At 39.2% G+C, this 11996-nt stretch carries 11 protein-coding genes; 6 read left to right on the top strand and 5 right to left on the bottom strand.

Going from position 1 to position 11996, the window contains the following annotated elements; translation table 11 throughout:
* Positions 1-19 precede the first annotated feature (19 nt).
* From N9R04_RS03710 to N9R04_RS03720, 3 genes are all read left to right on the top strand, one after another.
* Complete coding sequence (locus N9R04_RS03710; RefSeq protein ID WP_262855201.1) at positions 20-1966, top strand: PTS fructose transporter subunit IIABC; 1947 nt, start codon at positions 20-22, stop codon at positions 1964-1966.
* 1060 nt (positions 1967-3026) lie between these two features.
* The gene (gene nagA, locus N9R04_RS03715) at positions 3027-4184 is read left to right on the top strand and encodes an N-acetylglucosamine-6-phosphate deacetylase (RefSeq protein WP_262855326.1); all 1158 of its coding nucleotides are present in this window, start codon (positions 3027-3029) and stop codon (positions 4182-4184) included.
* Positions 4185-4448: 264 nt separating this feature from the next.
* Positions 4449-5795: a hemolysin family protein gene (locus N9R04_RS03720; protein WP_262855202.1), complete on the top strand. Its 1347-nt coding sequence runs from the start codon at positions 4449-4451 to the stop codon at positions 5793-5795.
* A gap of 458 nt (positions 5796-6253) precedes the next feature.
* Here N9R04_RS03720 and N9R04_RS03725 read toward each other — a convergent pair whose 3' ends face one another.
* The 5 genes from N9R04_RS03725 to queC all read right to left on the bottom strand — a co-directional run bounded on the left by N9R04_RS03725 (position 6254) and on the right by queC (position 9118).
* Positions 6254-6523 carry a GlsB/YeaQ/YmgE family stress response membrane protein gene (locus N9R04_RS03725; RefSeq protein ID WP_262855203.1) on the bottom strand — a complete coding sequence of 90 codons (270 nt, stop codon included), beginning with the start codon at positions 6521-6523 and terminating at the stop codon, positions 6254-6256.
* Positions 6524-6582: 59 nt separating this feature from the next.
* On the bottom strand, positions 6583-7179 hold the full coding sequence (locus N9R04_RS03730) for a hypothetical protein (protein WP_262855204.1): 597 nt from the start codon (positions 7177-7179) through the stop codon (positions 6583-6585).
* Positions 7180-7310: 131 nt separating this feature from the next.
* On the bottom strand, positions 7311-8027 hold the full coding sequence (gene queE, locus N9R04_RS03735; protein WP_262855205.1) for a 7-carboxy-7-deazaguanine synthase QueE: 717 nt from the start codon (positions 8025-8027) through the stop codon (positions 7311-7313).
* Positions 8020-8445, bottom strand: coding sequence for a 6-carboxytetrahydropterin synthase QueD (gene queD, locus N9R04_RS03740; RefSeq protein WP_262855206.1), 426 nt, complete (start codon positions 8443-8445; stop codon positions 8020-8022). Before queD ends, queE begins: the two co-directional genes overlap by 8 nt.
* Before the next feature lies 1 nt (position 8446).
* Positions 8447-9118, bottom strand: coding sequence for a 7-cyano-7-deazaguanine synthase QueC (gene queC / locus N9R04_RS03745; RefSeq protein ID WP_262855207.1), 672 nt, complete (start codon positions 9116-9118; stop codon positions 8447-8449).
* 418 nt (positions 9119-9536) lie between these two features.
* On the opposite strand from queC, the gene N9R04_RS03750 reads away from it, so the two are divergent.
* The 3 genes from N9R04_RS03750 to N9R04_RS03760 are packed head-to-tail and all read left to right on the top strand — an operon-like array spanning position 9537 to position 11867.
* Positions 9537-10130 (top strand): anthranilate synthase component II, encoded by a 594-nt coding sequence (locus N9R04_RS03750; protein ID WP_262855208.1) that lies wholly within the window; start codon positions 9537-9539, stop codon positions 10128-10130.
* Complete coding sequence (locus N9R04_RS03755) at positions 10114-11259, top strand: chorismate-binding protein (RefSeq protein ID WP_262855209.1); 1146 nt, start codon at positions 10114-10116, stop codon at positions 11257-11259. Before N9R04_RS03750 ends, N9R04_RS03755 begins: the two co-directional genes overlap by 17 nt.
* A complete protein-coding gene (locus N9R04_RS03760; RefSeq protein ID WP_262855210.1) occupies positions 11259-11867 on the top strand; it encodes an aminotransferase class IV in 609 nt (202 codons plus the stop codon). The genes N9R04_RS03755 and N9R04_RS03760 overlap by 1 nt, the downstream gene beginning before the upstream one ends.
* The last annotated feature ends 129 nt before the right edge of the window (positions 11868-11996 follow it).

The following is an 11996-nucleotide window of genomic DNA, read 5'->3' on the forward strand; positions in this document are numbered from 1 at the left end:
ATTGTTGGGAGTGAAAGATATGAGAATAACTGAGTTGTTAACTAGAGAAACTATAGCTATGGAATTAACGAGTTCAGATAAAGAGAGCGTGATTGATGAGCTCACAAATCAATTGGATCGAGCTGGGAAACTAAGTGATAAAGAAGCTTTTAAGACAGCAATCTTTGACAGAGAGGCACAAAGTTCTACTGGTATCGGTGAAGGTATCGCTATACCGCATGCTAAAGTTGAAGCAGTCAAAGCGCCAGCAATCGCTTTTGGTAAATCGCAGCAGGGTGTCGATTATCAGAGTCTTGATATGCAACCAGCGCACCTCTTCTTTATGATTGCTGCGCCAGAAGGTGGAGCACAAACTCATTTAGATGCTTTAGCTAAGTTATCTAGTATCTTAATGGATGATCAAGTTCGTGCTGATTTACTTGCAGCGTCAACGTCTGAAGAAGTCTTAAATATTATAAACAAAGCTGATGATGAAGCGGCAGAGGAAGACAGTCGTGATCGTCACGAAGGTGAGGTGGAGTCAGTTTCCTCAACCGAAGAGAGACCGTACATTTTAGCGGTCACAGCTTGTCCTACAGGGATTGCACATACCTACATGGCACGGGACGCTTTGAAGAAACAAGCACATAATATGGGCGTTGATATTAAAATCGAAACTAATGGCTCAGGGGGAGTTAAGAATCGTCTCACACAAGAGGATATAGATAGAGCAACTGGAATTATCGTTGCTGCCGATGTACACGTAGAAACAGACCGATTTGATGGCAAGAATGTAGTCGAGGTGCCTGTAGCTGATGGCATTAAACGCCCCGAAGAACTCATTAATATAGCACAAGATACGACACGTAAACCATTTATCTCACGCGGTGACAGCAATCGTTCTAAGACGCCTTTAAATGAGAAGCAAGGCGTAGGGAAAGCTATTTATAAACACTTAATGAATGGTGTCTCTAACATGTTACCACTTGTTATTGCTGGTGGTATCCTGATGGCAGTCGTATTCCTCATAGGCCCTAATTCTTTTGAGCCTAAAAGTAAGGAGTACCTCCCTTTTGCTGAACAATTATGGAATATAGGTAATCATAGTGCCTTTAATTTAATCATACCTATATTAGCAGGATTTATCGCTCGTAGTATCGCTGACAAGCCAGGGTTTGCTGCTGGATTAGTTGGTGGTATGCTTGCCTTTTCAGGAGATTCGGGCTTTATTGGTGGTATCATTGCTGGGTTCCTAGCAGGGTATCTAACTCAAGGAATTAAGGCATTATTTAGTCGCTTACCGCAAGCGCTTGAAGGTTTGAAACCAACGTTAATTTATCCGATATTATCGGTGACGATCACGGGATTGTTGATGATTTACGTTATCAATCCACCCGCTTCATGGTTAAACCACTTATTGAATCACGGGTTAAATAGTCTATCCGGCGCTAATATCATGTTGCTCGGGTTAATCATTGGTGCGATGATGGCTATCGATATGGGCGGTCCCTTCAATAAAGCCGCATACGTATTCTCTACAGCAGCGTTGACGCAAGGTAATACGGCACCCATCACTGCAGCAATGATCGGCGGTATGATTCCTCCAATTGCGATTGCAACAGCGATGTTAATCTTCCGTAAGAAATTCACTAAAGAACAACGTGGATCTATCGTACCAAATTATGTCATGGGGTTATCATTTATTACTGAAGGAGCGATTCCGTTTGCGGCAGCTGATCCGATTCGTGTCATTCCTGCAATGATGATCGGTTCTGGTATCGGTGGCGCTATCGCGTTAAGTCTTGGATCAGCGATTCATGCCCCACATGGAGGTATATTTGTTATCGTTGGTACTGATTATAGTCACGTATTACAGACATTAATCGCTATTGGAGTGGGTGCTTTAGTTGGAGCGATCATCTACGGTTTAATCAAACCGAAATTATCGTCGGAAGAAATCCAAGCCTCTCAAACTATGGATGAGTGAAGAAGATAAATGTATTGAACGTGGCGTGTTAAGCTCGTTTGCAGTATTCATTTGCAGTATTCAATAGATAACTAAAGGCGAGGTCGGGACAAAAGTGTTTAGGATTTGAGCAGGGGGCCCCAACAAAGAGAAACTGGTAAACCAGTTTCCACAAGCTATGCAAGTTGGGGTGGGGCCCCAACACAAAGAAACTGGTAAACCAGTTTCTACAAGCACTGCGAGTTGGGGCGGCCCTATAAAAGCGAAGCTTGAGGCTGGGACATAATGTAATGTCTCAGCTTCTTTCAGCGTCTTGGCAGTAGATGACTGATTTGAAAATGCGCTTGTATCAAGCTTTTTTCAATTCTAGTCATCCTTGCCGGGGCGGGACTACGAAATCTTTTTATTCAAATCAGATTTCTGTCCCGCTCCCTCTTTCAGCATCTTGGCAGTAGATGACTGATTTGAAAATGCGCTTGTATCAAGCTTTTTTTCAATTCTAGTCATCCTTGCCGGGGCGGGACTACGAAATCTTTTTATTCAAATTAGATTTCTGTCCCGCTCCCGAACCGTGAGAGTGAGTGTCTGTCGACAATCCTGCTTGTGGGACGCCGTCCATCGGTTTCCCAGAGTACAGTAACTTTAGGTCTCAACCTCGTCTTTTTCTATAAGCTAGTTTACATAAGTGACAACTTTGGAGTTGTACTACATTTAACAAGTATAGTTAGCATGGAATTGAGCTTGTGTGAGGACGCTTCCTTTCTCTAATTGAGACCAGAATGGCAGCTTTATTTGTAAATAGACTCCAATGTATGGACGCCCGACAACCATAGCTCAACTCGTGGGCTTTACTACATATGTGAACTTCAATTAGCTGCTGTACATAAACCAATATGTTATGTGAATCCACTCGTCTAGTTATATCTCAGCCTCTCAGAACATATTTTACTTGATGTAATTATTTTTTATTTTCTCGCCCAATTTTTTTATGTTCTCTTCTTCTTTCTAGTTGTCAAAAAGGTGCGTAGTACGTGATGTTATTGTAAAATGAAAATACCACTATAAATATAAAGAAGGGTGAATAATGGAATATGTCATTACCAACGGTAGACTTTATACTGAAGAGCACGTGCTCCCAAAAGGTTATATAAAGGTTAAAAATGGCCAAATCACTGCAATTGAAGAAGGAGATTACGAGGGTCAATTAGAAACAATTGATGCTCAGGGTCATCACATTATACCGGGTTTTATAGATATTCATATTCACGGGGGGTACGGTGAAGATGTGATGGATGCTTCTGAGGAAGGTCTTAAACACCTAGCCAAGAACCTTCTATCTGAGGGAACCACTAGTTTTCTCGCTACTACGATGACTCAATCTGATGAGAATGTTGAACAAGCACTGCGTACAATCGCCCGATATAAAGATAAACAGAACCGCACAGAAGGAGCGGAAATACTAGGGATACATTTAGAGGGTCCATTTATTTCTGAACACAAGGTGGGAGCACAGAATCCAGCTTTCGTTCAGCGACCTTCAGTGAAGAAAGTTCAACATTTTCAAGACGTAGCAAATCAACTCATTAAAATAATTACCTTTGCTCCAGAAGTAGAGGGGGCGCTAGAAACTGTAGAAGCTTTACACGAAGAGATCATCTTCTCGATGGGGCACACTGCAGCGACATTTGAAGAAGCGAATCAAGCAGTTGAGTATGGGGCACAACATATTACACATCTCTATAATGCGGCTACGTCTTTCGAACATCGTAATCCAGGAGTATTCGGTGCGGCTTGGACGAATGAACGCCTAGCCACAGAAATTATTGTAGACGGTGTTCACTCTCATCCAGCAGCGGTAGCTATTGCGTACAAACAAAAAGGAAATCAACGTTTCTATCTCATTACTGACGCGATGAGAGCGAAAGGTATGCCAGAAGGAGCATACGATTTAGGAGGGCAAACAGTTCACGTTAAAGGATCTGAAGCTCGACTCGCTACTGGTTCTTTAGCAGGAAGTATTTTACGGATGAATGAGGGGCTAGAGAACCTCAAACAGTATACTGGTGCTTCCCTAGAGGAATTATGGCGTGTGACTAGTCTAAACCAAGCTCAAGCATTAGGTGTTTCTGATCAAAAGGGGAGTTTAAAGGTAGGTAAGGATGCTGATTTGGTCATACTAGATCATAGTAGTCAGGTGATGACTACTATTAAAGGCGGCAAACCATACCGATTTGATTAAAGGTAATAGGTTTTTACAACGACGATCTAAATGACTCGGATAAGTTATAAATATGTTGTTTGAAAGAATATGACCTTAGTTGTTTTGTCCGAACCTTTACAGTGTGCTATTATAGATACAATACGTCTTTTTTAGGGAGGTGCCATAATGGGAAGGATTTAATGAAATCTAATTTAAGAAGCAGAAAGAATGCGCGAATCACACAAGTGTCCCGTTGTGGCATTGATAATAATTGGAGGTGAATCCCTAAATAAGGGGAACTAATTGGAAACATCGACCATAATAAGTTTAGTAGTATTTATTATTTTGATTGCATTAACCACAGTCTTTGTGGGGTCAGAATTTGCGTTAGTAAAGGTGAGATCAAGTCGAATTGAACAGCTTGCAGCTGAAGGGAATGGAAGTGCGAAAGTTGTAAGGAAGATGATTCACAACCTCGATTACTATCTTTCAGCATGTCAACTCGGTATAACTGTGACCTCACTCGGTTTAGGTTGGTTAGGGGAACCTACGTTTAAGAAAATTCTTAGCCCCCTATTCAATCTTTTTCCAATGCCAGAGCCAGTACAAACTACTTTAGCTTTCGTCATCGCTTTTATACTGGTAACTTATTTACATGTTGTGCTGGGGGAATTAGCGCCTAAGTCTATTGCTATTCAACATACCGAAAAGCTAGCGTTAGTTTATTCTAGACCACTTTACTATTTTGGCATGATAATGAAACCACTCATCTGGTTAATGAATGGTTCAGCACGTCTCATCATTCGAATGCTAGGTGTTGATCCTGATGCAGATAATGATGCGATGTCTGAAGAAGAAATCAAAATTATAATTAATAATAGTTACAACGGCGGTGAAATTAATCAAACTGAGTTAGCATACATGCAGAATATCTTCTCATTTGATGAACGTCACGCTAAAGATATTATGGTTCCACGTACACAAGTGACGACGTTGAACGAACCTTTTAACGTTGACGAGTTGCTTGAGACGATTAAAGCCCATCAATTCACTCGTTATCCTATCACAGAAGATGGAGATAAAGACCACGTCAAAGGGTTCATTAATGTTAAAGAATTCCTTACTGAATATGCCTCAGGTGAAGCCATTAAGATCAGTAATTACATTCACGAATTACCTATGATATCGGAAACGACGCGTATCAGCGATGCTTTGATTCGCATGCAGCGAGAGCATGTGCACATGAGCTTAATTATTGATGAATACGGTGGTACTGCTGGTATCTTAACTATGGAAGATATTCTTGAAGAAATCGTCGGTGAAATTCGTGATGAGTTCGATAGCGATGAGGTTAATGATATAGTGAAGAGAAATGAAGAAACATACCAGATTAATGGCCGCGTATTACTAGATGATATACATGATCAATTTGGTATAGAATTCGAAGATTCTGAAGATATTGATACAATCGGTGGCTGGTTACAAGCGCATAACACTAACCTTCAGCAGAATGACTATGTGGATACGATATTTGATCGATGGATTATTTCAGAAATTGATAACCACCAAATTATAAGTGTTATTTTAAAATATGAATATAATGCTACGCGTTATACGGCAGAAGATGATGAAGTAGAAGAAGATAATTAACATAGTGTTGAATCATTAAAATATAGTAGAATAAAAGAGGTTTGGACTAAAGCGATTAAGATTTGGGCCGGGGGCCCCAACAAAGAGGGAGCGGGACAGAAATCTAATTTGAATAAAAAGATTTCGTAGTCCCGCCCCGGCAAGGATGACTAGAATTGAAAAAAGCTTGATACAAGCGCATTTTCAAATCAGTCATCTACTGCCGAGATGTTGAAGAGGCTGGGATTTCTGTCCCGCTCCCTTCAAACATTGTCAGTTGGGGCAGTGCCAGTCGAAGACCGAGGCTGAGACGGCACCCTAGGAAAGCGACCCAATAATACGAAGTATAGGATAAAAAGAAGCACTCAGATGAAATGAATTAAATCATCTGAGTGCTATTTTTTTCTGGGATTTCTGTCCCAGACTCATTTCCCGAATAACTATTTAACAATTAATCTCGGGTTAAGTATTGTAGGTAATTATTTGTTTCCACGTAACTTACCAACGATAAATGAAACAATTAATACTAATACAATTGTACCAATTAACGCTGGGATAATGTGAATGTTACCTGGATGTGGTCCGAAATTCTCAGCACCAAATAATTTGAATATCCATTGGCCTAAGAAAGAACCTATGATACCAGCGATAATGTTACCGATGATACCACCAGGAATGTCTTTACCAACGATAAGACCGGCTAACCAGCCGATGAGACCACCGACGATTAACATAACGATAAAACTCATATCTTTTAACCTCCTAACTATCTTGGTTGCTGGTACATTATACCCATCTTGTTTTGATGTTAATCATTTTTAATAAAAAATAATTTCGTCCGTAAAATAAACATTATAAAAATCAGATGGGTAATTAAAAAGATATACCACAAAGGTGTGAGTATAGTCATAGTTGTAAAGGAGAGTATAATGATTATTTCTCCCACAGTGACAGGGTAAGATAGTTTGTGAATAGGTTTAACTTTATTGCGATCCTTTTGTTTAAATGTGCTCACAAAAAGGATGATCGCTCCTATGAGAAATATCGCCGGTGCGAGATATGGTGTCGACATATAATAAGATTCATTACTTATGTTAAAGGTTAGTATAGTTGATAAACTCAATATGTAGGTTAAAACGATAGCGCTGTATTTTTGATTTGAACATCGTACGCTACCGTTATGGTGTTCAACTATCAATTGAAGACCGGTCCAAAGAATTAACATGATGACACTATAAATACTAATATAGTCATATTTCTGTATTATAATTAAATTAATTATGCTTGTTATAGTCATCGCAGTGAGCATAGTAGTGAAATGAAAGTGCTTGAAGTTTCTTTGATAAAGCCCAAGCACCACGATGATAGTGACTGCAACTATGTCGACAATGATTGGTATCAGCATGCTGTTCTCCTAACTTAGATACTTTATTGCAACATTATATCAATTAACATACATTTATTCATTTATAAACGTCCATATAATGAGGGAGATTTTTAAATAAGCATTAGACATTCAATACTGAACATACTCAATTAAACGCCCTTAGTGTTACTCCATAATAAGGTGTGTAGTTGTGGAAGGACGTAAACATCGTTCATCTCTGAACTTTCGATTACCCGTTCGACAAGATCTTCGTAGAGGGAAAGTAGTTTCGTAGTATGATCTGCTACTTGTTCTCCTTCGAGATAAGGGTTACCGACTTGTAAATAGAATGGGATAGTTGGATAACGTTTGTGTATCATTTCTGCAAATTTAAAGTCTTCTTCTTCAAAGATAACAACCTTTAAATTGATGGTGTCATGTATGCATTGTGAGATGACGTCATCGAGTATAGGAAGATTCGGTTTCATCATAGAGCTAGGAGGCTTTGGACTGATAGTTAAATCATCGATCTGCCTCATCCAAGGCTGGAATTGACTTCCCTGAGTTTCAAGTGCTGTATAGATTCCGTTCTCTTGAAAGATGTCAACTAAGCCTTGAATGCCCTTAATTAAAGCAGGGTTACCTCCACTGATCGTTACGTGATTAAATCTGTTACCTCCAACTTCACAGAGTTCTGCGTATACTTCTTCAGCGGTCATCATCTTTATTTCATCTTTAGCACTTCCATCCCAAGTAAAGCTAGAATCGCACCAGTCGCAACGATAATCGCAACCTGCTGTGCGGACGAACATCGTCTTTCGTCCTATTACTTTGCCTTCCCCTTGAATAGTAGGGCCAAATATTTCTAGAACTGGTATTTTAGCCATTTCTAAACTCCTCTGGTCTATATTTTACGTAACTCGTAGGTGTTTCTCTAACGAATACTTGAGCGCATTTCGGGTGATTGTCACGCTGTTTGAGATGATCTTGTACTATTTCATATATCGTTCTAGCTACCATTTCTGTAGAAGGACTCACATCTCTAAATGCAGGAAGCTCATTTAATAGTTGGTGGTCAAATTGACCGTGTACGAGTTGCTTTAACTCACTGAAATTCACAAGGAACCCATTCTGATCTAGGCTATCTCCAACTATGGTTAAATTGACAAAGTAGGTATGTCCATGGGTACGCATACATTTACCAGCGTCTTCGCTAGGAATGTAATGTGCGGCTGAAAAGTTGAAGTCCTTGTTTAATTCATAAGCAAAGTGATGATTTATTGAGGGATACATCTGTTGGAACAATTCAATCCACTCCTTTTTCTTCTAAATAAGATTTAAGTCCACGTTGACGGAGTTTGCAAGCTGGGCACTCTCCGCATCCTTGACCGATAACCCCGTTATAACAAGTTAATGTGTTATAACGTATGTAATCGAGTACACCTAACTGATCGCTAAGTGCCCACGTTTCCTTTTTATCTAGCCACATCAACGGCGTATGAATGACGAAGTCTTTATCCATTGACAGGCTAAGCGTGACGTTCATGGACTTAATAAAGTTATCGCGACAGTCTGGATAACCTGAGAAATCTGTTTCACACACACCAGTAATTATGTGTTTAGCATTTAATTGATACGCTAAGGCTCCTGCGAATGAAAGAAAGAGTAAATTTCGAGCAGGAACAAAGGTATTAGGCACGCTTTCCTCTGTTTGTTCAATCTCCATCTCAGGTTGAGTTAAAGCATTAGGAGTAAGTTGGGAAAGGAGGGACATGTCTAACACGTGATGTTTGAGCTCTTGTTCTTTTGCAATAGACTCAGCTACTTCAACTTCACGATGATGTCGTTGACCATATTTAAAGGTTACTAGCTCGACGTCATTAAAATGTTCACGTGCCCAAAATAAACAAGTTGTACTGTCTTGTCCGCCGCTAAAAACGACGATGGCTTTATTATTGTTTAAATGTTGGTTGTTCATATATCAATTTCGCGCTCCTTCAAAAGATTCCTTATCATTCTTACATAAAAAAGGGCGGGTCAGAAATCTTCTTAAATGATTTCATGTTCCCGCCCACGGTTAAGGTGACTGACTACCAAGAAGTTCAATGCTAGCACTTCATGCTTCAGTCAGCTATTACCCTCAAAATACTCGGTAAACGTTACTCTAGCTGTTTGGTTTAAGGGTCTAGTTTTTTATAGAGGGTTTGAAGCTAGGAACCTCTGTATTAAATTTTTTTCAAAAGTATAGACTTAAAATGCGTACTCTAGCGTCGATCATTTTTGTCATCATGCAAAATATACGTTCACAAGAATAATATATTTATATTGTAAAATCAAGCAAGAATTTGTGATAATGAAGTTGAAAAGCATATTAAATAATGAGAGAAGGCTAGATGATGCTCGTAGTTATTGACAATCAGGATTCTTTCACTTATAACCTAGTTGATTTATTAGCTTGCAATACTCACGATTCAATACGGGTCGTTAATGTTGCTCGTGTATCAGTTCCACATCTTAAGTCATTAAATCCTGAGGCAATCGTTATTTCTCCAGGGCCAGGCCGCCCTGAAGATTATCCAATTCTATTTGAAGTGATTGAACAATTTGAACACATAATACCTATTTTAGGTGTTTGTTTAGGTTTTCAACTAATTGTTCAGTATTATGGAGGTCACATTATACATAGTTATAGACCAGTTCACGGTCATACTACTTCTTTAAAACACGATGGCTCGGGCTTATTTAATAATTTGCCCCAAGATTTTTCTGTTATGCGTTATCATTCCTTGATGATCGACTTAGATTGTTTACCTCACGTACTTAGAGTCACAGCGTATAATGAAGAAAATGTAGCGATGGCGATTAATCATCGAGAGTTACCCATTTTCGGCGTGCAATATCATCCAGAATCTATATTAAGCGAGTTCGGGGCTGAACAAGTAAAGTTATTTTTAGCTCGAGTAGGTGAGAGTCATGCAGATCCAGTTTAATTACCGATATTATTTAAATTCTGAGGAATATGAGGTGTATCATTTAGAGTTACAAGAGTACAAGGCAAAGCAGGTAGCTAGAAATTTAGATGAGGTAGAAGAAGTGGTTCACTTTGCTCAATATATGCAAGAGCGGGGTAATTATGTGGCGCTGTACTTGTCCTATGAAGCGGCAAAAGCGTTTAATCACACGATGGCAGTTGTGATTCCTAAGCGAGATAGCAATTGCTTCGCAGTGGCATACGTTTTTGCAAAAGCCCTAAATGTGAACACAGGAGTTGAAATAAGTGAATTTAAACCTCAACAACAGTTTACTTTTGAACTAAAGGACGAGACGTTAGTTGAACATATTAAAGAAATACAGCGCGCTATTAAAGAAGGAAATACATATCAAGTGAATTACACTACGCGTTTAACAGATCGAATTAGACAACCTATCTCTACATTATTTTCAAAATTGATACACAGAGGGCACGGTAATTATGCAGCTTTGTTTGATACTGAGGAAGTACAAGTAGCATCTTTTTCGCCGGAGCTTTTTTTTCAATATGGCACATATAATGATCAACCTAAATCGATAGTAAGCAAACCGATGAAAGGGACTAGACCACGCTTAGATGATGCAGAGGCGGATCGATTAAATTATATGGAACTAAGTTCATCTTCTAAGGATCGAGCTGAGAACGTCATGATCGTTGATTTATTACGGAATGATATTTCGCGTATTTCTCAAACGGGCAGCGTTCAAGTCTATAATTTATTTAATGTGGAAAGGTATGAGACAGTTTATCAGATGACATCTATGGTTACTGGTCGTGTACAGGATGGAATAGGACTCATTGATGTTCTTAAAGCGCTCTTTCCGTGTGGTTCTATTACGGGTGCACCTAAGCACAACACTATGCAATATATTTCGAAATTAGAGCGAACACCGAGACATATATACTGTGGTACACTAGGGTTGTTACTGCCGAGTGGGAACAGTATCTTCAACGTGCCGATACGTACCGTAGAATACATTGATAATGAAGCTATTTATGGTGTGGGCGCTGGTATTACTATAGATTCTGACCCGAAGGCTGAAGTTCAAGAATTTAAAGATAAAATGAAGATACTGGAGTATTTATGATGGATTTGTTTGAAACAATGAGACTAGAAAATGGTGAAATAAAACGAGAAACGTATCATGAACGACGGTTGACTCAGTCGTGTGATACATTAAACTTTCCTTTCAAGCCGTCGCAATGGAGAAAAGAGTTAAGTGCAGTAAAGAAACGCTATCATCAAGGTGTGTATAGAGTTAAGACGATAGTTACATCGACTGGCGCTATTCAGATTGAAATAGCCCATCTGCCACATAGGTCTTACTTCACATCTAAGTTTCAACCTTTGCCTAAGTCAATTCCTAGTTTTCTACTAACTAATAAAACGACAGAACGCGCTCATTTATCACACGACCACTCTACAGATGTCGTACTCTTATACGCGAAGTGCGGGAAAGTATTAGAATTCGATATTGGTAACCTCATCGTTGAAGAGAATAACCACTGGTACACGCCATCTATTGCTGAAGATATGTTATCTGGTTGTATGAGACAAGCGCTTCTCGATCAAGGTAAAGTAAAGGTTAAAGATTATCAGGTTGAGGAATTAAAGGAGAAAATCAAAGAAAAATCAGTCAATATTTATCTAATGAATAGTCTACGAGAGGTTGTCGAAGTGAAATTTCATCTATAAAATGAAAGAAGTATGATGGCGGCTTGATTCAGTGACAATGAGGCGCAACTATCATAACGATGATGTAGAGGTGCCAAATCAGACCGTTAAATATGTAGGTGAAGGTTTAAATTTGCTTTATCAATAATG

Source organism: Staphylococcus marylandisciuri, from assembly GCF_025519785.1.
Taxonomy (GTDB): Bacteria; Bacillota; Bacilli; order Staphylococcales; family Staphylococcaceae; genus Staphylococcus; species Staphylococcus marylandisciuri.